21 protein-coding genes are annotated in these 24,798 nt (G+C 63.0%); 3 read left to right on the top strand and 18 right to left on the bottom strand.

Annotation, left to right across the window (positions count from 1 at the left end):
* Positions 1 to 85: 85 nt before the first annotated feature.
* From LHFGNBLO_RS06595 to LHFGNBLO_RS06575, 5 genes are all read right to left on the bottom strand, one after another.
* Entirely contained in the window at positions 86 to 1,198 is a 1,113-nt protein-coding gene (locus LHFGNBLO_RS06595) for an ABC transporter ATP-binding protein (RefSeq protein WP_258605311.1), read from the bottom strand.
* 47 nt (positions 1,199 to 1,245) lie between these two features.
* Positions 1,246 to 2,910: an alpha-glucosidase gene (locus LHFGNBLO_RS06590; RefSeq protein WP_258605309.1), complete on the bottom strand. Its 1,665-nt coding sequence runs from the start codon at positions 2,908 to 2,910 to the stop codon at positions 1,246 to 1,248.
* Positions 2,911 to 2,914: 4 nt separating this feature from the next.
* A complete protein-coding gene (locus LHFGNBLO_RS06585; protein ID WP_258605308.1) occupies positions 2,915 to 4,069 on the bottom strand; it encodes a carbohydrate ABC transporter permease in 1,155 nt (384 codons plus the stop codon).
* Position 4,070: 1 nt separating this feature from the next.
* The gene (locus LHFGNBLO_RS06580) at positions 4,071 to 5,084 is read right to left on the bottom strand and encodes a carbohydrate ABC transporter permease (protein ID WP_258605307.1); all 1,014 of its coding nucleotides are present in this window, start codon (positions 5,082 to 5,084) and stop codon (positions 4,071 to 4,073) included.
* Between the two features lie 250 nt (positions 5,085 to 5,334).
* Positions 5,335 to 6,690 carry an ABC transporter substrate-binding protein gene (locus tag LHFGNBLO_RS06575; RefSeq protein WP_258605305.1) on the bottom strand — a complete coding sequence of 452 codons (1,356 nt, stop codon included), beginning with the start codon at positions 6,688 to 6,690 and terminating at the stop codon, positions 5,335 to 5,337.
* Between the two features lie 362 nt (positions 6,691 to 7,052).
* Here LHFGNBLO_RS06575 and LHFGNBLO_RS06570 point away from each other — a divergent pair, with 362 nt between their 5' ends.
* Positions 7,053 to 8,075 carry a substrate-binding domain-containing protein gene (locus tag LHFGNBLO_RS06570; protein ID WP_258605304.1) on the top strand — a complete coding sequence of 341 codons (1,023 nt, stop codon included), beginning with the start codon at positions 7,053 to 7,055 and terminating at the stop codon, positions 8,073 to 8,075.
* A 38-nt stretch (positions 8,076 to 8,113) separates the two neighbouring features.
* On the opposite strand, the gene LHFGNBLO_RS06565 is transcribed toward LHFGNBLO_RS06570, so the two are convergent.
* From LHFGNBLO_RS06565 to puuE, 13 genes are all read right to left on the bottom strand, one after another.
* Complete coding sequence (locus LHFGNBLO_RS06565; protein WP_258605302.1) at positions 8,114 to 9,547, bottom strand: S8 family serine peptidase; 1,434 nt, start codon at positions 9,545 to 9,547, stop codon at positions 8,114 to 8,116.
* Positions 9,537 to 10,205: an anti-sigma factor gene (locus tag LHFGNBLO_RS06560; protein ID WP_258605300.1), complete on the bottom strand. Its 669-nt coding sequence runs from the start codon at positions 10,203 to 10,205 to the stop codon at positions 9,537 to 9,539. Before LHFGNBLO_RS06560 ends, LHFGNBLO_RS06565 begins: the two co-directional genes overlap by 11 nt.
* Complete coding sequence (locus LHFGNBLO_RS06555) at positions 10,202 to 10,768, bottom strand: sigma-70 family RNA polymerase sigma factor (protein WP_258605298.1); 567 nt, start codon at positions 10,766 to 10,768, stop codon at positions 10,202 to 10,204. Before LHFGNBLO_RS06555 ends, LHFGNBLO_RS06560 begins: the two co-directional genes overlap by 4 nt.
* Positions 10,769 to 11,000: 232 nt before the next feature.
* A complete protein-coding gene (locus tag LHFGNBLO_RS06550) occupies positions 11,001 to 11,840 on the bottom strand; it encodes an alkaline phosphatase family protein (RefSeq protein WP_258605297.1) in 840 nt (279 codons plus the stop codon).
* A 60-nt stretch (positions 11,841 to 11,900) separates the two neighbouring features.
* Positions 11,901 to 13,556, bottom strand: coding sequence for an ABC transporter ATP-binding protein (locus LHFGNBLO_RS06545; protein ID WP_258605296.1), 1,656 nt, complete (start codon positions 13,554 to 13,556; stop codon positions 11,901 to 11,903).
* Positions 13,556 to 14,380: an ABC transporter permease gene (locus tag LHFGNBLO_RS06540; protein WP_258605295.1), complete on the bottom strand. Its 825-nt coding sequence runs from the start codon at positions 14,378 to 14,380 to the stop codon at positions 13,556 to 13,558. The genes LHFGNBLO_RS06545 and LHFGNBLO_RS06540 overlap by 1 nt, the downstream gene beginning before the upstream one ends.
* 9 nt (positions 14,381 to 14,389) lie before the next feature.
* A complete protein-coding gene (locus LHFGNBLO_RS06535; protein ID WP_258605293.1) occupies positions 14,390 to 15,349 on the bottom strand; it encodes an ABC transporter permease in 960 nt (319 codons plus the stop codon).
* A gap of 15 nt (positions 15,350 to 15,364) precedes the next feature.
* Positions 15,365 to 16,951 carry an ABC transporter substrate-binding protein gene (locus LHFGNBLO_RS06530; protein WP_258605292.1) on the bottom strand — a complete coding sequence of 529 codons (1,587 nt, stop codon included), beginning with the start codon at positions 16,949 to 16,951 and terminating at the stop codon, positions 15,365 to 15,367.
* A gap of 155 nt (positions 16,952 to 17,106) precedes the next feature.
* Positions 17,107 to 19,092, bottom strand: a complete 1,986-nt coding sequence (locus LHFGNBLO_RS06525; RefSeq protein WP_258605290.1) for a CocE/NonD family hydrolase — start codon at positions 19,090 to 19,092, stop codon at positions 17,107 to 17,109.
* An 85-nt stretch (positions 19,093 to 19,177) separates the two neighbouring features.
* Positions 19,178 to 19,771: a nucleoside deaminase gene (locus tag LHFGNBLO_RS06520; RefSeq protein WP_258605288.1), complete on the bottom strand. Its 594-nt coding sequence runs from the start codon at positions 19,769 to 19,771 to the stop codon at positions 19,178 to 19,180.
* Positions 19,768 to 20,274 carry an ureidoglycolate lyase gene (locus LHFGNBLO_RS06515; RefSeq protein WP_258605287.1) on the bottom strand — a complete coding sequence of 169 codons (507 nt, stop codon included), beginning with the start codon at positions 20,272 to 20,274 and terminating at the stop codon, positions 19,768 to 19,770. Before LHFGNBLO_RS06515 ends, LHFGNBLO_RS06520 begins: the two co-directional genes overlap by 4 nt.
* Positions 20,271 to 21,134, bottom strand: coding sequence for a bifunctional allantoicase/(S)-ureidoglycine aminohydrolase (locus tag LHFGNBLO_RS06510; protein ID WP_258605286.1), 864 nt, complete (start codon positions 21,132 to 21,134; stop codon positions 20,271 to 20,273). Before LHFGNBLO_RS06510 ends, LHFGNBLO_RS06515 begins: the two co-directional genes overlap by 4 nt.
* Positions 21,135 to 21,144: 10 nt before the next feature.
* On the bottom strand, positions 21,145 to 22,578 hold the full coding sequence (puuE, locus tag LHFGNBLO_RS06505) for an allantoinase PuuE (protein WP_258605285.1): 1,434 nt from the start codon (positions 22,576 to 22,578) through the stop codon (positions 21,145 to 21,147).
* Between the two features lie 195 nt (positions 22,579 to 22,773).
* Between puuE and uraH the strand changes: the two genes are divergently transcribed.
* Together uraH and xdhA are read left to right on the top strand one after the other, a co-directional pair.
* Positions 22,774 to 23,148, top strand: a complete 375-nt coding sequence (gene uraH, locus LHFGNBLO_RS06500) for a hydroxyisourate hydrolase (protein WP_258605283.1) — start codon at positions 22,774 to 22,776, stop codon at positions 23,146 to 23,148.
* A gap of 3 nt (positions 23,149 to 23,151) precedes the next feature.
* Positions 23,152 to 24,633 (top strand): xanthine dehydrogenase small subunit, encoded by a 1,482-nt coding sequence (gene xdhA, locus LHFGNBLO_RS06495; protein ID WP_258605281.1) that lies wholly within the window; start codon positions 23,152 to 23,154, stop codon positions 24,631 to 24,633.
* The last annotated feature ends 165 nt before the right edge of the window (positions 24,634 to 24,798 follow it).

Below are 24,798 nucleotides of genomic sequence, written 5' to 3'. Positions count from 1 at the left end.
GCCGAAGTCGACATCCAGAAAAAAGAGCGGCGGGCCCGGCCCGCCGCTCTTTTTTTGATCCGGATGTGATCCGAACCGGACGGCCTCAGGCCGCTTTTGCTTCCGCATTGTGGAGTGCGAAGGAATGTCCGTCGGCATCGAAGATATGGAGGTCTCCGGCATCCGCGCTCAGCCGCAGCGTCGTGCCACGCTTGACCTCGACATTGCCGGGCAGCTTGGTCACCAGCGGCAGGTCGGCACGGCCGATGTCGATATAGATGAGCTGAACCTCGCCGAGCTGCTCGACATAGTCCACCTTGCCCTCGAAGAGGTAGTCCGCGCCGGTGGCGATCACCAGATCCTCCGGCCGCACGCCAAAGCTCACCGCGGCACCCTTTGCTGAAGCCGGCGTGGTGATTGGCACCGTCGCCTTGCGGCCACCGACATGGCTGACGACGGTCGGGTTGCCGGTCTTTTCGATTGTTGCCGGCAAAATGTTCATGGCCGGCGAGCCGATGAACTGGGCAACAAACAGATTGCCGGGCTTCTTGTAGAGATCCATCGGCGTGCCGACCTGCTCGATATGCCCGTCCTTCAGCACCACGATGCGGTCGGCCAGCGTCATCGCCTCGACCTGGTCGTGGGTGACATAGATCATCGTTGTGGCAGGCATCGATTCCTTGAGCTTGGCGATCTCGATACGGGTGGCGACACGCAGTGCCGCGTCAAGGTTCGACAGCGGCTCGTCGAACAGGAAGACCTTCGGATTGCGCACGATGGCGCGGCCGATGGCGACGCGCTGCCGCTGGCCTCCCGACATCGCCTTGGGCAGGCGGTCGAGATACTTGGTCAGCTGCAGGATTTCCGCCGCCTGCTTCACCCGCCGGTCGATCTCGGCCTTGTTCTCCTTGCCGATCTTCATAGAGAACGCCATGTTGTCGTAGACGGTCATGTGCGGATAGAGCGCATAGGACTGGAACACCATGGCGATGCCCCGCTTCGACGGCGGCACGTCGTTCACCACCTCTCCGGCGATCTTGAGCTCGCCGGAGGTGATTTCCTCCAGTCCTGCGATGGAGCGAAGCAAGGTCGACTTGCCGCAACCCGAAGGGCCGACGAAGACGATGAACTCGCCCGACTTTATGTCGAGATCGATGCCGTGCAGAATGTGCAGATTGCCGTATGATTTCTTCACTTGCCTTAGCGTGACATCGGCCATGATTTCCTCCCAGTGAATTCTTCTAGCAGTGAATTCTTTTAGTAAATTCAGTCGATACGCCCGAACCATGCGCCGTAGCCGCCAAGGCGGATAGAACCGGCGCCAGTCTGTCCGGAAAACCCGTGTCCCGGCAAGGATTGCAGCGAACGGCCGCCGAGATCGATTTCGGCCGTCCTGGCGCCGAGATTGAAGACGCAGACGATCTGCTCGTTGCCTTCGCGGCGCGTGAAGGCGACCGTATCGCCCTCGCTTTCGATGAAGTTGATATCGCCCTTGGCCAATGCCGGATGGGCATGGCGGAAGGCGAGAAAGCGCCGGTAGTGCTCAAGCAGCGAGCTGTCGTCGCCCTGCTGCACGTTGACCGCTTGCGAAAGGTGTTTTCCCGGCACGGGCAGCCAAGGCTTTGCCGTAGAGAAGCCAGCATTCTTTGCAGTGGCGTCCCACACCATCGGCGTGCGGCAGCCGTCGCGGCCCTTGAATTCCGGCCAGAAGCGGATGCCGTAAGGGTCTTGCAAATCCTCGAATTGCAGCTCGGCTTCGCCGAGCCCAAGCTCCTCGCCCTGATAGATGCAGACCGAGCCGCGCAACGACATCAGCAGCGCCGAGATGACCTTGAGATAGGCGGCCTGGTCGGCTTCGCCGGCGGCCCAGCGCGACGCCGGCCGCATCACGTCGTGGTTGGAAAAGGCCCAGCACGACCAGCCGTCGCTGGCGACCTTGCCGAAGGATTCCAATACCGAGCGCACCTTTGCGGCGCTGATCTTTTCAGGCGCCAGGAAATCGAAGGAATAGCACATGTGCACGCGCTTGCCGCCGGCGGTGTAGGCCGCCACCACTTCCAGGCCGCGCTGCGAATCGCCAACTTCGCCGACCGCCGCCGTCGCCGGATATTCGTCGAGCAAGGCGCGGAACCGTTCGAGGAAAGCGAGGTTTTCAGGACGGCTCTTGTCGTAGAGATGGTCCTGGTAGTTGTAAGGATTGACGGCGGGGGCGGTCTGGTCGTTGCGCTCTTCGGGCGGCAGTGGCGGATTGTTCTCCAGCCCCTGGCTGTGGAAGTAGAAATTGATGGTGTCGAGCCGGAAGCCGTCAACGCCGCGCTCCAGCCAGAAACGGGTGACCTCGAGCAGCGCGTCCTGGACGGCACGGCTGTGGAAGTTGAGATCGGGCTGCTCGGCCAGGAAATTATGCAGGTAATATTGCTGGCGGCTGGTGTCCCACTGCCAGGCCGAGCCGCCGAAGATCGACAGCCAGTTGTTGGGTGGCGTGCCGTCCGGTCTGGCGTCCGCCCAGACATACCAGTCGGCCTTGGGATTGGTCCGATTTGCGCGGCTTTCCTTGAACCACGGATGGTTGTCGGCGGTGTGCGACAGCACCTCGTCGATCATCACCTTGAGGCCGAGTCTGTGCGCCTCGGCGGTCAGGGCATCGAAATCGGCCAGCGTGCCGAACATCGGATCGACGTCGCAATAGTCTGACACGTCGTAGCCGAAATCCTTCATCGGCGACTTGAAGAACGGCGAGATCCAGATGGCGTCGACGCCGAGCGAGGCGATGTAGGGCAGTCTGCCGATAATGCCCTTGAGGTCGCCGATGCCGTCGCCGTTCGAGTCCTGATAGCTGCGCGGATAGATCTGATAGATCACAGCGCCGCGCCACCAGTCGCGATCGACGGCGAGATCGGGCTTCGAGGTCGCCTTCAAAGCGGATTGCATTGTCTCAGCCTCCTTTCACCGAGCCGGCAAGCAGCCCGCGGACGAAGTAGCGCTGCAGCGAGAAGAACACGATCAGCGGCACGATAATGGTCACGAATGCCGATGTCGTCAGGATCTCCCAGTCGCCGCCGCGTGAGCCGAGCAACGCATTGAGCTTGGCGGTAAGGACGATCTGGTCTGCCTCGGTACCCAGGAAAACCATCGCAACCAGCAAATCGTTCCATACCCAGAGGAACTGGAAGATGGCGAAGGAGGCCAGCACCGGGAACGACAGCGGCAAGACGATCTTGACGAAGATCTCGAAGTCGCTGGCGCCGTCGATGCGCGCCGACTCCATGATCTCGCGCGGCAGACCGGCAATGTAGCTCCGCAATAGATAGATGGCGAAGGGCAGGCCGAAGCCGGTATGCGCCAGCCAGATGCCGAGATAGGTTTTCGAGGGCATGCCGAAGAACGAGCCGACACCATTGTAGAGTTTCAGCAGCGGGATCAGCGACATCTGCAGCGGCACGACCAGCAGGCCGATGATGACCGCGATGAGCAGGGCCCGGCCGGGAAAGCGCATCCAGGCCAGCGCATAGGCGGCGAACGCCGCAATCAGGATCGGGATGACGGTCGCCGGAATGGTGACGGTCAGCGAGTTCATGAACGAGCGGCCGATGCCTTCCGAAAACAGCACGGTCTGGTAGTTGTCGGTGGTGAATTTCGGCGGCGCCGACGAGGCGTAGTAGACGCGCTGGCCGCGATCGCCCTCGAAGGCCTTCGGCGACTGCATGATGAAGGTACCGTCGGCGTTGAGCTGCAAGGTCACGCCGTCGCCGAGATCGGCGGTCGTGCCGGCCGGATATTGCGTCGGTGCGGCCGACTTGACGCCGAAGGCGCTGATGTTGCGGGCAGCACCTTCGGCGAAGATGTTGCCTTGCAGGACGAACTTGCCGTCCTTCTCGACCTGCGTCGAGGCGGCCGGCAACCGGCCGGCTTCGGTCTGGGTGGAGCTGGAGAATGAGTTCCACCAGCCCGAGGCGATGATCTGGTCCTTGTCGCGCAGCGACGAGACGAGAATGCCCAGCGTAGGCACGGTCCAGATCGCGACGAAGATCAACACCGCGATGTGAACGCCGAAGCGGCTGGCAAAGGACTTTCCGGTTGCGACAGCCATCTCAATGTCCTCCCGTCTCTTTGTTCGCCTGGCGGATGTTCCAGACCATGATCGGAATGACCGCGATCATGATGATGATGGCGATGGTGGCGCCGCGGCCGAAATCACCGCCGCCGCGGAACATCCAGTCGAACATCAGATTGGCCAGCACCTGGCTGTTCCATTGGCCGTTGGTCATGGTCAGCACGATGTCGAAAACCTTCAGCACCAGGATGGTGATGGTGGTCCAGACCACGGCGATGGTGCCCCAGATCTGCGGCACCATGATCTTCCAGAAGATCTGGAACGGGTTGGCGCCGTCGATGACCGCGGCCTCCAGCGTTTCTTCCGGGATGCCGCGCAAGGCGGACGACAGGATGACCATGGCAAAGCCGGTCTGGATCCAGATCAGGATGATCATCAGGAAGAAATTGTTCCAGAACGGCAGCGATATCCAGACCTGCGGCTGGCCGCCGAAATACTGGATGATGGCATTGAGCAGGCCGATCTGCGTCTGCCCGTCGCCGCGATATTCATAGATGAATTTCCAGATGACGCTGGCGCCGACGAAGGAGATGGCCAGCGGCAGGAAGATCAGGCTCTTGGCGATCGTGCCCCACCAGATCTTGTCGGTCAGCACGGCGATGATCAGCCCAAGGAAGGTGCAGGCGGCAGGCACCACCGCCAGCCAGATGATGTTGTTGAGGATCGAGTTGCGGAATTCGCGGTCGCCGAACGCCCATTCATAGTTGGCGAAACCGACGAAATGAATGCCGCTGCGGTCGAGGAACGACAGCCTCAGCGTCTCGACCACCGGATAGATCAGATAGATGGTCAGGATGATCATGGCCGGGCCGACAAACAGCCATGGCCGGACCAGCCCTTGCCGGCGCAGATTGTCGATGGCCGCAGCACCGGCGACGCCGCGCGACGGGAAGATGATGTCCACCAGCTTGTTGGCGCCCCAGAAATAGGCGACGCAGCCGCCGACGCCGACGATGATGACGAAAATGGCCGAGAAAATCTGAGCCGCCATGGGTCCCTCCCCGTGCGCGTCACCCGCCAAGCCGGACGGCCTGGGCGGTGAGATGCGCCGATTCAGTTGTCAGAGCGTGATCGTATGCAAAGCGGGTTTTCCCCTTTTGCTGATCGCGCTTCCTGCCGGAATGTCTATGTGCGCATGACATCAGGTGCGGCGCGGGCCGCCGGTCGGATCCGGGCCTCGAGGCCCGGATCCAGAGAGGATCAGGAAGTCCGAAACTTCCAGCGGCCGAACAATCGGCTGCTTACTTGATCGCGTCCCAGCTCTTCTGGATGTCGGTGGCGACATCCTGGGCGGACTTGCCGCCGACGAGGTCGATCATACCCGTCCAGAAGGCGCCGGCGCCGATCTTGCCCGGCATCAGGTCGGAACCATCGAAGCGGAAGGTCGAGGCATTGGCGAGGATTTCGCCCTGCTTCTTCAGCGCGTCGCTGGCATAGGCGTCCTTGTTGACCGACTTGAGCGGCGTCACGAAGCCACCCTGGGCCATCCAGATCTCGTGGGCGAGCGGCATCTTCAGGAATTCGATGAACGCGCGGGCACTCTTGCTATCCTTGGTGATCATTGCCAGCGTGCCGGCGCCGAGCACCGGGGTGCCGAGGTCAGGCTTGGAGGCGTAAGGCGGGAAGTAGAAGAAATCCGCGTCCTGGCCGACCTTGGTGCCTTCCGGGAAGAAGGTCGGAATGAACGACGCCTGGTGATGCAGGTAGCATTTCGGCGGCACCGAGAAGAGACCTTTCGGGCTGTCGCGGAAGTCGGTCGCAGCAACCGCCTTGGCGCCGCCATCGACCATCTTGTCGTCGGTCGCGATCTTGCCGAAAATATCGATGGCGTTGACCACCGCGGGATCGTTGAACGGAATCTCGTTCTTCACCCACTTGTCGTAGACGTCGGGCGCCTGGGTGCGCAGCATGATGTCTTCGACCCAGTCGGTCGCCGGCCAGCCGGTGGCGCCGCCGGAACCGAGCCCGATGCACCACGGCGTGCCGCCGTCGGCGATGATTTTCTTTTCAAGATCGGCGAGCTCTTCCTGCGTCTTGGGAACCTTGTAGCCGGCTTCCTCGAAATTGTCCGGCGAATACCAGACCAGCGATTTCACGTCGGCCTTGTAGGGGAAGGCGAAGAAGCCGGGCTTGCCGTCCTTGTCCTTGAAGGTGCCGAGGTCGACCCATGACTGGCCGGCGCCGTAATTCTCCTTGACCCAGTTTGAGGTCTCGTCGCCGAGCGGCGTCAGCAGGCCCTTCGATGCCAGATCCTGGATCAGGCCCGGCTGCGGCAGCACGGCAATGTTGGGCGGGCTGCCGGCCTGCGTGTCGATGACGATCTGCTGTTCGTAATTCTCCGACGAGGAGTATTTGATCTCGACGCCGGTGGCTTCCGAGAAATAGTCGAGAACGGTGCGAATAAGGCCCTCGTCCTCGCCGCGCCATGGCCCGAAGATCGACAGCGTCTCGCCCTTGAGGTCGACCTTCTTGAGCTCTTCGTAGTTGGCCCAGTTGAAGCGGGGGTCTTCGCCCGGCTTGAACTTCAGTTCGGCCTGCGCCGGTACGCTGAAGGCGAGCGTGGCAAACGCGGCGCCCAGCAGAAGCATTTTCTTCATTGGTATTCCTCCCATGGTCACAAACACCCGGACGGAACCTCCATTCCGTCCGCCGACGCTGCAGGACTGTGACTCACTCAGAAAGGAACCGCAACCTTTCGAAAGAGTCTTCCAAAGCGCTTTGGCTTTTTTGATCTCGCCATTGAATCGACCAAGAGTCAAGAGGGTGGCAGGCTAATCGATTTAATTTTTGTAGTGAAAGCAGCCGAAAGTGCAGTGCAGCATGCTTTTTTGGCAGTGCATCAGCAAATTCTACTTCAAACCTGTCCGAAACGGTGCTTATGGTCGTCACGCTTGGTAGCGCTGTCCGTGGCGGCCAAATAGATTCAATTTAAAAGCGCTTTGAGGCTTGGAGGCCTCCGGTGAACCTCAAACAGCTCTCCCACATGCTGGCGCTTTCGCAAACCACGGTAAGCCGCGCGCTGAACGGCTACCCGGAAGTCAACGAGGAAACGCGCCGGCGGGTGATGGATGCCGCCAAGCGCCATGGCTATCGGCCAAACCCGAGCGCGCGCCGGTTGGCCACCGGCAAGACCGGGATGATCGGTTATGTCTTGCCGACCGGTACGGCCGTCGACATCGACCCGCATTTCGTCGAATTCCTCTCCGGTCTCGGCGACTATGCCCGTTCGCATGAGCTCGACCTGGTGCTGTCACCAGCCGACGCCGACGACCAGGAGACGACCTACCGGCGTATCGTCGCCAACAGGCAGGTCGACGCCGTCTACATCTCCTCGCCGCGCCCCGCCGACCGGCGAGTGGCGCTGGTCAACACGCTCGGTATCCCCTTTATCGTCCATGGCCGCAGTGATGGCTTCGATTTCGATTATCCCTTCACCGACATCGACAATGAGGGCGCTTTCCACGAGGCAGCACGGCTGCTCATCCAACTCGGTCACCGGCGACTGGCGCTGATCAACGGCGACGACCGCGAGACCTTCGCCATCCATCGCGAGCGCGGCGTGCGCCGGGCGCTGGCGGCGAGCGGCCTGACGCTTGGCGAGCGCCATGTCTGTTCACTCACCATGACCGAGGAGAACGGCTACCGCGCGGCCCGGCGGTTGCTCGAGCAGAGCGAGGCGCCGACGGCGATCGCTTGCTCCAGCCTGATCATGGCGCTCGGCGTCGTGCGCGCGGTGCGCGATCTCGGCCTGACTATCCCGGGCGACCTGTCGCTGATCGCCCATGACGACGTCTTCCCCTGGCTGAAGCCGGAAAATTTTTCCGTGCCGTTGTCGACGACGCGTTCGTCGATCCGACTGGCTGGCGCACGCGTTGCCGAGCGGCTGGCGGCGCGTATATCAGGGCTGGAGGAGGGCGCCCGCGGCGAGGTCTGGCCGGTCGACCTGGTGGTCAGGGGATCGGTCGCCGGCGCGCCGGGCTAGGCCGTGTTGATATTCAGGTGATGCCGGCCTGCGCCAGACTATTCCTTCGCCGCCTCAGCCGCCTTGATGTCAAGCAGCCCATAGCCGAAATCATTGTCGCGCCCCTTGGGGCCGAGATCTTTCGCCGTTGCCGCCAGTGCCTTCTCGATCCCGTCGGCCGAGCGATCGGGCGCGGCATGAAACAGATTGGCGATGGCGCCGGTCACGATGGCTGCGGCGAACGAGGTGCCGGTGACCACATCCGAGCCGGCGCCGCTCGGCGCCACCATCTCGACGCCGGGCGCGGAGATGAAGACATAGGCGCCGCGATTGGCCTGCGCCATCAGCCCGTCCTTGGCATCGGTGGCAGTCACCGCGATGACGCCGTCGAAGGCGGCCGGATAGCCGTAAGGCGCCTTCGGTCCGTTGTTGCCGGCAGCGGCGACCAGCACGATGCCGAGCGCCCGTGCATTGCGGCAAGCGATGCCGAGCAGGTCGTTCTTCGGGCCGACGAAGCTCATATTGATGATGCGGACATCCTGGTCCGCCGCCCAGTCGAGCGCCGAAAGGATGACGTCCATGGTCGACTTGCCGCCCTCGAAGGCGCGGGCGTGATAGATCCTGGCGCCCGGCGCCATGCCTTTGAGCGCGCCGACGCCGGCGATCAGGCCGTCGATCGACGTGCCGTGATCGCGCACCTCGATCGGCACGTTGGGCATGGCATCGAACTGGTCGGCGATGACGCCGGAGAGCGCCGGATTGGTCTCGTCGATGCCGGTGTCGATGACGGCGATGCGCACATTCTCGCCGCTCGCCTGCTTCTCATCGAGCGTGATGCGGTCGAAGGCATAGTTGACGATGGTGGCTGCCTGCTGCAGCGAATAGACGTGGTTTGGCTCACGCCGCAGGGTGCGGCCATAGGCGGCAAGCTGCGCCAGCACGATGCCGACCGGGCGGCCATCGGGAATGCCGAAACGCACCAGCGTGGTGCCGAGCAACCTCGACTGGCGTTGCGAGCGCACCACGAGGCCAAAGGAGGTGGCGATCTGCTGGACGGCGCCGGCATCGCCGTCGACCGTCACCAGCACCTCGTCGGGCACGAAATCGCCGATGACGGCGCGCGGCGGCTCGGTCGCCACCAGATCGGGCGGCGAAACGATCGGACTGCCTGGCACGGCGACCGGTGTCGCCGGTGCGGTGGCCGGCGGGGTTGAGGGTGGCGTCGGCACTTGCGCCTCGCCACCTCCGGCCGCATTGGGAAACAAGTCGACGATCAGCTCGGGAAGAAAGACGGCGCCGGTAGCGGCTGAACCAGCGCCGGACGTTTCGCCGTCCTTGGTGCAGTCGGCTCCGACTGCATTTGGCCGGTTGAGGCAGTCGATCTCTGCCTGGGTGAGGTTCGGATCATTGGTCTGCGCGAAGGCGGGCACGGCGGCGATTGTCATCGCCGCCGCAAGGATTGCCGCAAATCCAATGACCGCCTTAGCCGCCATCAACCGGTTTCCTTCCCTCCACCACAGCTTCCGTGAAAGGCTGGGCGGCAATAAGGCCGAGCAGTTTTTCATAGTCGGCGGCAGTCTTTGCCGGCATGCCAAGGCGGAAGACGCCGTCGGCGGTCGGCCCGCCGGCAATCTTCAACTGGTTTTGGTTGAGAAAAGCGGCGATGTCGGACATCTTCGCGTCGGGCTTGAACTTGACCAGCGCGAACGGCATTTTCGCCAGGTCGCCTTCCTGGCCGGCAATCTCGAAATTGCCGCCCTTGCCGTCGGGCTGCAGAACCGACTGTACCATGACCAGGGCAAGCAGAACCGCAGCTGCGGCCCAGGCGACGCCGACGGGCACCGCCATGAAACGGCCCCACAGCTGCGCCAGCCACGATGCGCTGGCCGGCGCGCGCGCCGGACCGGCTTCGGCGTCGAGCGCCCTGGCGAAGCGGCTGAGCGCATCGGCCGGCGGGCGGATCGCCTCGTTGGCGGCCGCGGTGCCGGAGAATTCGGCTTCGGCTTCGCCCAGAGCCGACAACGCCGCCGGGTCGGTCGCCAGCCATTCCTCGACTGCTTCGAGGTCAGAGCCCTCCAGCGAGCCGTTGAGATAGAACGGCAGCAGCGTTTCCATTTCGTCGCGGCGCGACATTTTTTCAGCGGCGCTCATGGCCACCCCCTGTCGTAACCGGCGGCCTTGAGGGCTTCGCCGAGTTTCTTGCGGGCATAGAACATCCTGGTCTTGACCGTGGCGACCGGGATGTCGAGCACCTCGCCGATCTCGGTCACCGATTGTCCGTGGTAGTAGGCAAGGTCGATCACCACACGATGTTCTTGCGGCAAGGCATCGACGAAGCGCCGCAGGGCGGCACCCTTGTCTTCCTTCATCGTGGCGACTTCCGGCGTGTCGGCGCTGTCCGGGATCTGAGCCGCGTCATCGTCGTCGATCCAGGTTTCCTTTTTCTTGCGCAGCGACGACAGCGCCTTGAAGCGGGCGATGCCGAGCAACCATGTCGAGACTTCCGAGCGTCCCTCGAAGCCAGGGGCCTGGCGCCAGAGCTCGAGGAAGACCTCGTTTGCGATATCGTCGGCCATCATTTCCGATCCCGTCTGGCGCGCCACGAAGCGGTAGATCCGCGCGTGGTGGCGCATGAACAGGAGCCGCACGGCGGCACGGTCGCCCTTCGCGACCCGGTCGACAAGCGCGCGATCGGTTTCCGTCGCTGCCGTCATGGCCGGTCGAGCCGCCTGGCTCCTGTCTGCTCTGTCGCTGATAGGTCCAAAAAGGTTCACCGCTTTCCGCCCGAGGATTTTTGGCGAGGCTAACCGAAGAGCGGAGGCGTTGCCAGAGGTGAGGAGCGTCCCGCCGGAGGCGGTCAATCGACAACGATTTGTCGATTGAAGTGACGAACGCCCGGAGCCATAGCGTAGGGCCGGCAACGCTGGAGCTTCTTCCAACCCCCGCTCAACTCAAAAACGGCTTCGCCTTCATCGTCGCTGGCACAGGCACGCCGAGGCGTTTCAACACCGTCGGCGCAAGTTGCAACTGGTCGAGCAGCGCGTCGGTTTCCGGCCCCTTGCCGGGTCCGAAATAGTAAAGCGCGAAATCCTGCATCTCGTCGTCGTGGCCGCCATGATGGCCGCGGTCGGTCTGGCCGTGATCGGCGGTGACGATCACCTCATAGCCGGCCTCCCGCCAGCGGGGCAGAAAGCCGGCGAGCATAGCGTCCATCGCATAGACGGCGTGGTCCATCTCGTGGCAGTCGTGACCGAAGCGATGACCCATCGAGTCCAGCGTGCAAGTGTGCAGGATGCCGTAGTCGATGCGGTGGCGCTTGGTTAGCATGGTCAGCGTCGCGAACAGGTCGACATCGCTTGGCGTCATCTGGTTGCGGGCATTGTAACCGGTCATGGTGTGGAACCGGCCATGCGTGATCGGCCCGCTTGGTTCATCGAACTCCATGTCCTCGACCAGGTCGAACGGATAGGCCCGGAAGAATTCGGACCAGTAGGAATGAGTGACCGCACCCGTCTTGCCGCCAGCCTTGCTGACCTCGGAGAAAATATCCGGCTGCATGACGCGGAACCGGTTCTCGTTTGACAGGATGCCATGCACCTGCGGCGGAACACCGGTGTGGATCGAGGCATAGCAGCAGGCCGATGTCGACGGCAGCACGGAGCGCATCTTCCAGAAACGTGCTTCGCCCGATTGCACCCAGCCTTCCAGATTGCCCATCAGCCGGCGCCAGTTGCGGTAAGGCACGCCGTCGAGGACGATCAGCAACAGTTTTGTCTTGAGCGCCACGGGCTGCTCCGGAAGGCTTTGTCGTTGAAGGAAGTTCTCGCGGCTGGTGCCGCGAATTCCCTAATTCCCTGCGCTGGCCATGCGCCGTCCCTTGATCGCCTTTTCCAGCCAGCCGATTTCCATTTCGGGGACGGAGGAAAGCAGAAGGTCGGTATAGGCGTCGAAAGGCGGTGCCAGCACCTTGCTCTTCGGGCCGTAGCGCACCACCTCGCCGCGATACATCACCGCGATCGAATCGGCGATCGACTTCACTGTCGCGAGGTCATGGGTGATGAACAGATAGGCGACGTTTTCCTCCTTCTGCAGCTCGAGCAGCAGCTTCAAGATGCCGTTGGCCACCAGCGGGTCGAGCGCCGAGGTCACTTCGTCACAGATGATCAGCTTCGGCTTGGCGGCGAGCGAGCGGGCGATACAGACGCGCTGCTTCTGGCCGCCGGAGAGCTCGGCCGGATAGCGGTCGGAAAAGCCCTTGCCCATCTCGATCTTGTCGAGCAGTTCGGCGACGCGTTTGTCACGTTCGCGGCCGCGTATGCCGAAATAGAATTCGAGCGGCCGGCCGATGATGGTGCCGACGGTCTGGCGTGGGTTCATCGCCACGTCGGCCATCTGGTAGATCATCTGCAGCTGCCGCAGATCCTCTTTTGGTCGGTCGGCAAGCCGGTTGGCGAGCGGCCGTCCATCGAAGGTGACCGTCCCTTCCTCCGGTGGCAAAAGCCCGGTGATGGCGCGCGCCAGCGTCGATTTGCCGGAGCCGGATTCGCCGACGACGGCCAGCGTCTGGCCCGGGAAGATGTCGACCGAGACGTTCTTCAGCACTTTGAAATGGCTGCGGCCATAGGCTGCGGTGACGTTCTTGACCGACAGGAACGGCGTCGTGCCGGGCTTCTGTTCCTGGTGTTCGATCTCATGCACCGACACCAGCGCATTGGTGTATTCTTGGCGCGGCTCCTTGATGATCTGGCGGGTGCCGCCCCATTCGACCAGCCGGCCATGACGCAGCACCATGATCTCGTCGGAGACCTGGGCGACGACGGCAAGGTCATGGGTGATGTAGAGCGCTGCCACATGCGTATCGCGGATGGCGTCCTTGATCGCCGCCAGCACGTCGATCTGCGTCGTCACGTCGAGCGCCGTGGTCGGCTCGTCGAAGACGATCAGGTCGGGCTCGGAGCACAGCGCCATCGCCGTCATCACGCGCTGCAGCTGGCCGCCCGACACCTGATGCGGAAAGCGTTCGCCGATGGTCTCGGGATTTGGCAGGCTCAGTTTCTTGAACAGCGCGACGGCGCGTTTCTCAGCCTCGGCCCGCGTCGCCGTGCCGTGCAGCAGCGTCGCCTCGACCACCTGGTCCATCAGCCTGTGCGCCGGGTTGAAGGCGGCTGCGGCGGATTGCGCGACATAACAGACCTCGCGGCCGCGCAGCTTGCGAAAGCCCTCCTTGCCGCCCTTGAGGATGTCGCGGCCGCTCAGGATGACCTCACCGCCGGTGATGCGCACGCCGCCTCGGCCATAGCCCATCGACGACAGGCCGATGGTCGACTTGCCGGCGCCGGACTCGCCGATCAGGCCGAGCACCTTGCCCTTCTCGAGCGTCAGCGAAACGTCGTGGACAAGGGTGATGTTCTTCGGCGGTTCGCCCGGCGGGAACACCGTCGCTTCGATGCGCAGGTTGCGGATGTCGAGCAGCACGCCCGGCTTTGGTTTCTGGTCGGCCATCACCCGCGTCCTCCCTTAAGGCTTGTCGTGCGGTTGAGCACCCAGTCGGCGACCAGATTGACCGAAATCGCCAGCATCGCGATCGCCGCTGCCGGAATGAGGGCAGCACCTATGCCGAAGACGATGCCGTCCTTGTTTTCCTTGACCATGCCGCCCCAGTCGGCATCCGGCGGTTGCACGCCCAGGCCGAGGAAGGACAGTGTCGACAGGAACAGCACGGCATAGATGAAACGCAGGCCGAGTTCGGAGACGAGCGGCGACAGCGCGTTGGGCAGGATCTCGCGGAAGATGATCCAGCCCTCGCCTTCGCCGCGCAGCTTGGCTGCCTCGACGTAGTCCATGACGTTGATGTCGACGGCGACCGCTCGTGACAGGCGATAGACGCGGGTCGAGTCGAGAATGCCCATGACCAGGATCAGCGTCACCAGATTGGTCGGCAGCACGGAAAGCACGACGAGGGCCATGATCAGCGTAGGGATCGACATCAGCAAATCGACAAGACGCGACAGCAGCGTGTCGAACCAGCCGCCGAAAACCGCCGCCGAGAAACCGAGGATGGCGCCGAGCGAAAACGACAGCGCGGTAGCCAGCACCGCGATGAACAGCGTGATGCGAGCGCCGTAGATCATGCGCGACAAGAGATCACGGCCGAGATTGTCGGTGCCCAGCAAATGAGCCGCCGACATCGGCTCCCAGACATCACCGACGATTTCGCCATTGCCGTACGGCGCGATCAACGGCGCGAAGATCGCCGCCAGCACGAACAATGTCGTCAGCACGATGCCGATCAGCGCGGGGATGGGAATGCGTTTGATATCGAGCATACCCGCCCCCTATTTCGGATGTCTGAGGCGCGGATTGGCTACGATCGCCGCTATGTCCGCAATGATGTTCAGGCTGATGTAGACGGCGGCGAAGACCAGGCCGACCGCCTGCACGACAGGCACGTCGCGCTTGGTGACGTGGTCGACGAGATACTGCCCCATGCCCGGATAGACGAAGATCACTTCGACCACGACGACGCCGACGATCAGATAGGCGAGGTTGAGCATGACGACGTTGATGATCGGTGCGATGGCGTTGGGAAAGGCGTGCTTGCGGATGACGTTGAAGGCCGACAGGCCCTTCAACTCCGCCGTCTCGACATAGGCCGACTGCATGACATTGAGGATCGCGGCGCGCGTCATGCGCATCATGTGGGCGAGCACCACCAGCGTCAGCGCCGTCGCCGGCAACGCGATCGCCTGCATGCGCTCGCCGAACGGCATGCCGTCATAGACGGTCGAGATGCCGGGGAAGATCTGCCACTTCACCGCGAAGAAATAGACGAGCACATAGCCGATGAAGAATTCGGGAAACGACGTCGAGGCGAGCGCCAGTCCCGAGATCAGCTTGTCGACCCAGCCATTGCGGTAACGCACCGCAATCAGGCCGAGAATGATCGCCAGCGGCACGGCGACGACCGCCGCCCAGAAGGCGAGGAACAGAGTGTTCCACAACCGTCCCTTGATCGACGTCGCAATATCCTGGCCGCTCGACATCGCGGTGCCGAGATCGCCGGTCACCACGCCGCCGAGCCATTGGAAATACCTAACATAGGCAGGCTGGTTGAGGCCGAGTTGCTCGCGCAGATTGGCGAGCGACTCCGGCGTCGCCGACTGTCCGAGAATGGCTTGCGCGACGTCGCCGGGCAGGATCTGGGTGCCGGCGAAGATCAGGACCGAGACGGCCAACAGAAGGAGGATGCCCAGCGCAATGCGCTGGGCCACAAGTTTCACGATGGGTGAGGACATATCCGCAAGGCCGGCTCAGGCTTCGAGCCAGCACTTCGCCAGAGCGTATCCGTTCATCAGTTCCTGATGCGGATCGTCCACCCAGCCGCCGACCTTGGCGCCCGTCGCGTCGATGAACTGGTTGAACATCGGCAGGATGAGGCCGCCCTCGTCGCGCACCATGACAGCCATGTCGTGATACATCTGCTTGCGCTTTGCCTCGTCGAGCTCGGCGCGCGCCGCCAGCACCATCTTGTCGAAATCCGGACGCAGGAAACGCGTGTCGTTCCAGTCGGCCGTCGACAGATAGGCGGTCGAGTACATCTGGTCCTGTGTCGAGCGCCCGCCCCAATAGGAGGCGGAGAAGGGCTGCTTGTTCCAGACTTCGTTCCAGTAGCCATCGCCGGGCTCGCGCTTGAGCTCGAGCTTGATGCCGGCCTTGGCGGCGCTCTGCTGGAACAGCTGCGAAGCGTCGACGGCGCCGGGGAAGGCGACGTCTGAGGTCCTCAGCAGCACGGCGCCGTCGTGACCCGACTTCTTGTAGTGGAACTTGGCTTTGTCGGGATCGTACTTGCGCTGCTCGATCTCGGTGAACAGCGGGTAGGCCGCGTTGATCGGGAAGTCATTGCCGAGCGAGCCGTAACCACGCAGGATCTTGTCCAGCATCTCCTCGCGGTCGATAGCCAGCTTCAGCGCCATGCGCAGGTCGTTGTTGTCGAACGGCGCCGTGTTGCAATGCATGATGAAGACGTAATGGCCGGGGCCGGCATGGTTGCGGATGGTAACGCCGGGCAGACGCTTGATCAGGTCGACGATCTTCGGCTCGACGCGGTTGATCATGTTGACCTGGCCGCCCTGCAGGGCGGAGGTCCGCGCCGTGGCATCGTTGATGACGATGACCTCGACCTGGTCGGCATGGCCCATCTTGTCGCCCTGCCAGTAGTTGGCGAAGCGCTCGCCGCCATGGCGTACGCCGGGCTCGTTGGTGACGATCTTGTACGGACCGGCGCCGATGCCAGCGTCGGCCTTGTCCTTGCCGCCATTGGGCTGCACGATCAGGTGATAGTCGCTGAGCAGATAGGGCAGGTCGGCATTCGCCTCCTTGAGGGTCAGCACCACTTCCTTGCCGCTGGCCTTGATGCTCTCGATGCCCTTCATGTAGCCGAGCGCACCGGACTTCGACTTCTCGTCCGAATGACGCTCGAGCGTAGCGGCCACGTCCTCGGCGGTCACCGTCTTGCCATTGTGGAATTCGATGCCGTCACGAATCTTCAGCGTCCAGACTTTGGCATCGTCCGACGCACCGATCTCCTCGGCGATACGGTTTTCGAGCTTGCCATCCGGGGACAACTCGACGATCATTTCGCCCCAGCACTTGCCGAAGATCGTCGGCACCTGGGTCATGAACAGGGCCGGATCGAGGCTGTTGGTGGACTCGCCGCCGACCAGACCAGCCTTCAGCGTGCCGCCCTTGACGGGACCCGCGGCGCGCGCCGCACTTGAAAGAAGCGAGTTGGCGAAGGTCGCAGTGACGCCGAGCGCTGCCGCCCGACCAAGAAAATCGCGACGGCTCAGTTTGCCGGAAGCGACGCGCCGGCTCAGAAATTCCAGTTCGTTCGACATGTTGAGTTCCTCACTCTGTTGGATCGACCTTGTGGTCGTTTTTTGTTGTTTCTTATCGAGAGAATAATGACCGCAAGCCAAAGCCGTAAGCAAGACCGAATGCGACATGCCGTGGCGTAAATCGTACGTCGCAATTGGACCAATCTCACGAGCGCTCAAAGCAGGGCGCGCGGCACCTTCTCTTCGAAATTGCGCTCAAAAACCAGGTTATCACCCTCATACGCTTCGATTCTGGCGCTAACCATGAAGCTTTGTGTGTCGGAGCGTATTTCGGCGAAGGTTTCGGTGCGCACCGACCATTCATTTCGCGACAGCGTTTGCGTCCAGTGCGTTTTGCCTGAGGCTGACAGCGAATTGTCAGGGTGGATCGTCCAGGTCTCGCGGGCGATGCTGCCATTGGCGAGGCCATGAGCCAGATCGCGCACCTCACCGAAATCGTCTGATATGGAAAGTGTGACGATTCCGGTCTTCTCGTCGCGCTCGAGATGACGCTCGGAATTGGCGGGCCGAACCGTCTCCGTCGCCCAGGGCGTAGCGGCCTCGGGCGTCGGGAACGTGACTTCGTCGCCTTTCGCCAGCGGGCGCAGTGGCAGCATCAGGGTTGCCGCCGACAGGTCGAGCTGGACCGACTCCGGCGAGGGCCAGATCATCGGCCAGTAGGCGTTCGACACCGCGATGCGCAGATGGTGGCCGGCCGGCACGCGGTAGGCGCATTGGTCGAGCACCACGCGTGCGGTGATCGGTTCACCGGGCACCAGCGCTTTCGGGAATTCGTGCGAGTCGTGGTGCGTCAGGTTGAATACGCCATAGGAGATCAGTTCCGACGCACCGTCGGGGTGCACGTCGCACAGCCGGACAGCGATGTTGGCCTGCCGCCGGTCCGACGAGACCCGGACAAGAACCTCGGGCGCGCCGACAATGTCGATGGCCTCGCTGAGCGGCGGTTGGTCGAAACACACCGACAGCGCATCGTCGGGGCGCTGATCGCCCGGCAGTTCGGGGCCAAAGGTGAAGGGAAAGTACTCGCCGCCGGCAAGGCCGCAGGACTGCGGCGAAGCCACGATGGCGGGTTTGCTGCCTTCCGGGATCAGGTCGATCGCTTGAATCTTGATGTCGGGCGACGGCCATACCTGTTCCGCCACCCAGCGTCCCGGCCGCTCGGGATGCCAGCGCGCGGGGCGGACGCTGTCCATCACATAGGCGCGGTAGGCGGGATCGGCCTCGACGCCGGTGTCGATGTCCTTCAGCCAGCGGTCCCACCAGCGCAGGGCTTCCTGCAGGAAGCCGATGGCGGGCTTGGGCGCCGCGTAGTGCGGGTATTTGTGGATCCACGGGCCAACGATGCCCTTGACCGGCGCCTCGATGTTGGTGACGAGATGGGAAATGGTGTTGCGATAGCCGTCATGCCAGCCGCCGATCGACAGCACCGCGGCATGGATGGCGGAATAGTCTTCGCAGATCGAGCCGCGTTTCCAGTAGGCGTCGCGATGCTGGTGTTTCAGCCACAGCGGCGCCAGGAAAGGCTGGTTCTCTAGCCGGGTCATCCATAGGTCGCGCCACCGGTTGTCGCCCGCCAGCAGTGGGTCCGGCGGCCGCGACGAATAGGACAACATGGTCGAGGCCCAGCCGAAATTCTCGATCAGCAGGCAGCCGCCCTTGTAATGGATGTCGTCGGCATAGCGGTCGACGGTCGAGCACAGGCTGATCACCGCCTTCAACGCCGGCGGCTGCTTGGCCGCCACCTGCAGGCAGTTGAAACCACCCCAGGAGATGCCCATCATGCCGACATTGCCATTGCACCAGGGTTGCGATGCCGCCCAGGCGATGACGTCGCAGGCGTCCTGCAATTCCTGCTCGGAATATTCGTCATCCATCAGCCCTTCGGAATCGCCATTGCCGCGCATGTCGACGCGGATCGAGGCGTAGCCATGGCCGGCGAAATAGGGATGCGTCAGCTGATCGCGAAAGATCGTGCCGTCGCGCTTGCGGTAGGGCAGGTGCTCGAGGATTGCCGGCACCGGATCATCGGCCGCATCGACCGGCATCCACACCCGCGCCGATAGCCGGCAGCCGTCGGGCATGACGATGCCCATATCCGGGAACTCGACGACCTTGCGGGGAAATTCGGTGACGGTTTTCATGCGGACGCACTCCAGGACCGCCACATGATGGAGGCCGCCGGATCGCGTCATGGGCCAGCCAACGAATTCGGCTGGTCAATCCGCGTCAGTTCAGCGGAATGTCGTTTTCGGCCTTGCTCGCCTGATAGGCGCCGGACATTTCGTCGTAGCGGGCGGCGATGGTACCGATCCGCGCTTCCAGCCGCTGGCGCTCAACCTCGGGCAGCGAACGCGCCAGCCGGCGGATCGAAAAACTCTTCCAATAGGCATTCTCGGCATTGTAGCCGCCGGGATCGAGGGTGAAAACCTCCTTGAGAATCTTCAGATCGTGCGGGATGGCGAAGCTGTCGCGCGAGTCCTCGTGGCTGAACAGATAGTAGAAATTGTCGAAGCCGGTCCAGGTGATCGCCGACAGGCAAAGCGAACAGGGCTCGTGCGTGGCGAGGAAGATCGCATCCTTGGTGTCGACGCGCTCGGCCCTCGGCATTTCGTAGAACCGTTTCAGGCAATGCACTTCGCCGTGCCACAGCGGGTTTTCCATCTCGTTGTTGGTTTCGGCAAGCACCAGCGAACGGTCGCCCTTGCGCAGGATCGCAGCGCCGAACAGCTTGTTGCCATGGGCGACGCCCTCGGCTGTCTTCGGCACGATGTCGTGCTCGATGACGTCGAGCAGGCGGTCTATCAACGAAATGTCGGTCATTCTTGGGTCCCGTCGGGGAGATGGATCTCATAGGCGTGAGAGAAATGGCACTCTTCCAGGTTGGAGCCGTCGCCACCGCGATCGACAATCAGGAAATCCTGAACCTCCCCGATCGGCGTCAACACGCCGTGCCACAGATTGCGTGGGTAGTTGATGCCTTGCCCGGGTGCGGTGATGAAGGCATGCGGCTCGCCCGGACCATCCTTGCCGTCATGGCAGACGACGACCAGGAATGGGCGCGGCGACAGCGGGATGAAGGCCTGGCTGCCGAACGGGTGGCGCTCGACCATCGTCAGCTTCAGCGGCAAATCATAAGGCGTGCCACGCACCATCGAGATCAGCACGCGTGCGTTCGGCCCCTGGGCTTGCGCCGTGGCAAGGTCGTGGAAGCGCTCGGCCTTGCCGCCGTTAATCGGATAGTGGTTGTCGCCGCCCATGTCGATGACATCGCCGAATTCGGCAAAGCTCTCGCGGGTCAGCGGTCGCGCGACGATACGGCTCACGGCGCGCGCTTCGCCACGCTGGCGCCGCCAAGCTTGGCATGCCGGTTGACGTCCTTGTAGAGCAGGTAGCGGAACTTGGCCGGGCCGCCGGCGTAGCAGGCCTGCGGGCAGAAGGCGCGCAGCCACATATAGTCGCCGGCTTCGACCTCGACCCAATCCTGGTTGAGGCGGTAGACCCCCTTGCCTTCCAGCACGTAGAGGCCGTGTTCCATCACATGGGTCTCGGCGAACGGGATAACCGCGCCCGGTTCCAGCGTGACCACCGTAATATGCATGTCGTGGCGCATGTCGGTCGGATCGACGAAGCGCGTCGTCGCCCACCGGCCTTCGGTGCCGGCCATCGGCGTCGGCGCGATATCCTGTTCATTGGTGAAGAAGGCTTGCGGCACTTCGATGCCCTCTACCCCCTCGTAAGTCTTGCGGATCCAGTGGAAGCGCACAACTGCACCGCTTTCGTTGCGAACGGTCCATCCGCTGGCCGGCGGCAGGAAGGCAAAGCCGCCCGGCCGCATCACATGTTTCCTGCCGCCGAGCAGGACAGTCAGTTCGCCCTCGACCACGAACAAGCCGCCCTCGGCGCCGGCATCGGGTTCAGGCCGGTCGCTGCCGCCACCGGGCGCGACCTCGACGATGTATTGCGAAAACGTCTCGGCAAAGCCCGACAGCGGGCGCGAAAGCACCCAGACCCGGGTCTTGTCCCAGAACGGCAAGGCGCTGGTGACGATGTCCTGCATCACCCCCCGGGGGATGATGGCATAAGCCTCGGTGAAAACGGCGCGGCCGGTCAGCAATTCGCTCTGGCCGGGGTGGCCGCCATGTGGCGCGTAATAGGTTCGGTCAGCCATCTTGATCGTATCCATGAGTTCAAACCTATTGCGGAAGCATGTCCTTGAGCCGAAGCAGCGCGATGCGTTCGACCTGTTTGCAGGCGGTTTCGAATTCGGTGGCGTGGTTGTTGCCGATGCGCATTTCGAACTCCGCGAGAATCCCCTCCTTGGTCTTGCCTTTCACCGCGATGATGAAGGGGAAGCCGAAGGTGGTGACATAAGCGGCATTGAGTTTGGAAAACAGCTCGCGCTCCTTGTCGGTCAGCGCGTCGAGACCGGCGGAGGCCTGTTCCCGGGTCGACTCCGCCGTCAGCCGCTTGGCCTTTGCCAGCTTGCCGGCAAGGTCGGGATGGGCGTTGAGCACGGCGAGCCGCTCGGCCTCCGTCGCACCGCGGAAGATGCGGCACAGCGCGTTGTGCAGGCCGCCGGCGCTGTCATGCGCCGGGCCGAGCTCCAGCTCATAGGCGCGCTCGGCGATCCATGGCGAATGCTCGAACACGCCGCCGAAGGCGTGGACGAAGGCCTCGAATTCCATTTTCGAAGGGCGCAGCGCCGGCAGCCGGAACGGATGCGTTGCTTGCCAGTGCCTTGCGATGTCTATGCGTCGCGCCAGCCAGACCTTGTCGTGCGATTTGACGTAGTCGACGAAGCGCTTGAGCGCCGCGACCCGGCCCGGTCGGCCGACGAGGCGGCAGTGCAGGCCGATATTCATCATTCGCGGCCGCCCTTCCTTGCCCTCGGCATAGAGTGTGTCGAAACTGTCCTTCAGATAGGCGAAGAACTGGTCGCCCGAATTGAAGCCTTGCGGCGTGGCAAAGCGCATGTCGTTGGCGTCAAGCGTATAGGGGATGATGAGCTGCGGCTTCTGGCTGCCATCTGGCCCATCATGCTCGAACCAATAGGGTAATTCGTCGTCATAGGTGTCCGACACATAGTCGAAGCCGCCTTCTTCAGCCGCCAGCCGCACGGTGTTGATCGAGGTGCGGCCGGTGTACCAGCCGGTTGGCCGTGCCCCCGTCACCTCGTAATGCAGCTTGATCGCCTCCTCCATGTCGCGGCGCTCGTCTTCCGCCGCATGGTCGCGGTAGTCGATCCATTTCAACCCGTGTGAGGCGATTTCCCAGCCGGCTTCCTGCATTGCCGCGACCTGGTCGGGCGAACGCGCCAGCGCGGTGGCGACGCCGTAGCAGGTGATCGGCACCTCAGCCTCGGTGAAGAGGCGCAACAATCGCCAGAAACCGGCGCGGGCGCCATATTCGTAGATCGATTCCATGTTCCAGTGGCGCTGGCCGAGCCAGGGTGCGGCGCCGACGATCTCGGACAGGAAGGCTTCGGAAGCCTTGTCACCATGCAGGACACAGTTCTCGCCGCCTTCCTCGTAGTTGACGACAAACTGCACCGCGACATGCGCACCGCCAGGCCATTTCGGATCCGGCGGATTGGCGCCGTAGCCGCGCATGTCTCTGGTGTAACGCATTGTCGCTCCTGCCCGAAATTGTGGTGAGGATAGTCGAAAGGGCCGCCTGCGCATTCCCCCGAAAATTTTTGAAAGTGTTTTTGTCCCACTCCGCTCGACCGGGACTTATGCATCGCCTTTAATTGGCGCACAATTCATCAGCAATGTTCGATTGTACCGGCCAGTTTGTTCATACTGGATAAAGGGAGGCGGCCAGTGGCAGAAACGTCGAAAGCCGATGGCGGGCGTCTGACGACGCATGTCCTCGACACCGCGACCGGCAGACCGGCGGCGGGCCTGTCGATTGCGCTTTATCACCTCGATGGCGAGGCGCGGACGCATCTGAGGACGGTGGTGACCAATGCCGACGGCCGCTGCGATGCGCCACTGCTGGCCGGCTCGGAATTCCGCACTGGCGAATATGAACTGGTTTTTGCCGCCGGCGACTATCTGCGCCAGCAGGGAACCAAGCTGCCGGAACCGGCCTTCCTCGACACTGTGCCGATCCGCTTCGGCATGGCCGAGCCGGTGCATTATCATGTACCGCTGCTCGTCTCGCCCTATGGCTATTCGACCTACAGGGGGAGCTGAGGCATGGCCAAGGTCAAGATCCGCAACGAGATCCGCTTCATCCTCAATGGCGAGGATGTCGCGCTCACCACGGTCGCTCCCGACGAGACCTTGCTCGACTGGCTGCGGCTCAACCGTTCGCTGCGCGGCAGCAAGGAAGGCTGCGCCGAGGGCGATTGCGGCGCCTGCACCGTGCTGGTCGGAAGGCTGTCCGGTGGCAGGCTGGTCTATGAGAGTGTCAACGCCTGCATCCGCTTTCTCGGTTCGCTCGACGGCACACATGTCGTCACTGTCGAGCATCTGCGCGGCGAAGCCGGCAGGTTGCACCCCGTGCAGCAGGCGATGGTCGATTTCCATGGCTCGCAATGCGGCTTTTGCACGCCTGGCTTCGTCATGTCGCTTTACGGCTTGTGGATGAGGTCGCCGGAGCCGTCGGACGCAGCAATAGAAAAGGCGCTGCAGGGCAATCTCTGCCGCTGCACCGGCTACGAGGCGATCGTCCGAGCCGCCCGCGCCATCTCCAGCTACGGAAAGGCGGCAAAGGACCCGCTGGCGGCGGAGCGCAAGGCCATCACGGCGAAGCTGGCAGCGATCCATGACGGTGCGCGGATCGAGATCGGCGCCGGCAAGACGCGGCTGGTCGTGCCCGCCGATGCCGATGATCTGGCGAGCGTGCTGAAGAAGGAACCCAATGCCACCATCGTTGCCGGGTCGACAGATGTCGGCCTGTGGGTGACCAAGCACATGCGCGACATCTCGCCGGTGATCTTCATCGGCAATCTCGACGGGCTGTGCGCGATCTCCGAAGACAAGGGCATCATTTCGATTGGCGCCGGCGTCACCTACACGGAAGCCTTCTCGACACTGGCCAAGCGCATTCCGACACTGGGGCCGCTGTTCGACCGCATCGGCGGCGAGCAGGTGCGCAACATGGGCACGATCGGCGGCAACATCGCCAACGGTTCGCCGATCGGCGACACGCCGCCGCCCTTGATCGCGCTCGGCGCACAACTCACGCTGCGCCGCGGTAAGAAGCGGCGCACGATCCCGGTGGAAGACTTCTTCATCGCCTATGGCAAACAGGACCGGCAGCCGGGCGAATTCGTCGAGGCCGTGCATGTGCCGGTGCCGGCCAAGGGCACGAAGTTTGCCGTCTACAAGATCACCAAGCGCCGCGACGAGGACATCACCGCCGCCCTCGGCGCCTTTTTCCTGGTGCTGGCCAGGGACGGCACGGTAGCGGACATCTGCATCGCCTATGGCGGCATGGCGGCGACGCCGAAGCGCGCCTTGGGTGTGGAAAAGGCCCTGCTTGGCAAAGCGTGGACGGAGGAGACAGTGCAGGCAGCGATGGCCGAGTACGCCATGGATTTCACCCCGCTGACCGACATGCGCGCTTCGGCTGAATACAGGGCGCTGGCGGCGAAGAACCTGCTGCTGCGCTTCTTTGCCGAGACCAGCGGCACCAAGGCGCCATTCCAGGTTTCACGGCACGAGGCGGCGTGATGCATATCAGCTCAAGCAAACAGACAGCCAGACGGTCGCGAGTAGCGTCCTTCTCCCCGTTCACGGGGAGAAGATGCCGGCAGGCAGATGAGGGGCGGCGCCGTCGTCGACCGCACTTTGCAAGTTCGTCAGCGTCAGTGCTGCCCCTCATCCGACCCTTCGGGC

The sequence above is a fragment of the Mesorhizobium sp. AR10 genome (assembly GCF_024746795.1).
In the GTDB taxonomy this organism is placed as follows: domain Bacteria; phylum Pseudomonadota; class Alphaproteobacteria; order Rhizobiales; family Rhizobiaceae; genus Mesorhizobium.
Note: the sequence above shows the minus strand (reverse complement) of the source record. Positions and strands in the feature narration are given on the sequence as shown.

Excerpts from the sequence above, each read along its gene's own strand:
- LHFGNBLO_RS06595 (WP_258605311.1), bottom strand. The coding sequence starts at position 1,198 with ATGGCCGATGTCACGCTAAGGCAAGTGAAGAAATCATACGGCAATCTG.
- LHFGNBLO_RS06590 (WP_258605309.1), bottom strand. The coding sequence starts at position 2,910 with ATGCAATCCGCTTTGAAGGCGACCTCGAAGCCCGATCTCGCCGTCGAT.
- LHFGNBLO_RS06585 (WP_258605308.1), bottom strand. The coding sequence starts at position 4,069 with ATGGCTGTCGCAACCGGAAAGTCCTTTGCCAGCCGCTTCGGCGTTCAC.
- LHFGNBLO_RS06580 (WP_258605307.1), bottom strand. The coding sequence starts at position 5,084 with ATGGCGGCTCAGATTTTCTCGGCCATTTTCGTCATCATCGTCGGCGTC.
- LHFGNBLO_RS06575 (WP_258605305.1), bottom strand. The coding sequence starts at position 6,690 with ATGAAGAAAATGCTTCTGCTGGGCGCCGCGTTTGCCACGCTCGCCTTC.
- LHFGNBLO_RS06565 (WP_258605302.1), bottom strand. The coding sequence starts at position 9,547 with ATGGCGGCTAAGGCGGTCATTGGATTTGCGGCAATCCTTGCGGCGGCG.
- LHFGNBLO_RS06560 (WP_258605300.1), bottom strand. The coding sequence starts at position 10,205 with ATGAGCGCCGCTGAAAAAATGTCGCGCCGCGACGAAATGGAAACGCTG.
- LHFGNBLO_RS06555 (WP_258605298.1), bottom strand. The coding sequence starts at position 10,768 with ATGACGGCAGCGACGGAAACCGATCGCGCGCTTGTCGACCGGGTCGCG.
- LHFGNBLO_RS06545 (WP_258605296.1), bottom strand. The coding sequence starts at position 13,556 with ATGGCCGACCAGAAACCAAAGCCGGGCGTGCTGCTCGACATCCGCAAC.
- LHFGNBLO_RS06540 (WP_258605295.1), bottom strand. The coding sequence starts at position 14,380 with ATGCTCGATATCAAACGCATTCCCATCCCCGCGCTGATCGGCATCGTG.
- LHFGNBLO_RS06535 (WP_258605293.1), bottom strand. The coding sequence starts at position 15,349 with ATGTCCTCACCCATCGTGAAACTTGTGGCCCAGCGCATTGCGCTGGGC.
- LHFGNBLO_RS06530 (WP_258605292.1), bottom strand. The coding sequence starts at position 16,951 with ATGTCGAACGAACTGGAATTTCTGAGCCGGCGCGTCGCTTCCGGCAAA.
- LHFGNBLO_RS06525 (WP_258605290.1), bottom strand. The coding sequence starts at position 19,092 with ATGAAAACCGTCACCGAATTTCCCCGCAAGGTCGTCGAGTTCCCGGAT.
- LHFGNBLO_RS06520 (WP_258605288.1), bottom strand. The coding sequence starts at position 19,771 with ATGACCGACATTTCGTTGATAGACCGCCTGCTCGACGTCATCGAGCAC.
- LHFGNBLO_RS06510 (WP_258605286.1), bottom strand. The coding sequence starts at position 21,134 with ATGGATACGATCAAGATGGCTGACCGAACCTATTACGCGCCACATGGC.
- puuE (WP_258605285.1), bottom strand. The coding sequence starts at position 22,578 with ATGCGTTACACCAGAGACATGCGCGGCTACGGCGCCAATCCGCCGGAT.
- xdhA (WP_258605281.1), top strand. The coding sequence starts at position 23,152 with ATGGCCAAGGTCAAGATCCGCAACGAGATCCGCTTCATCCTCAATGGC.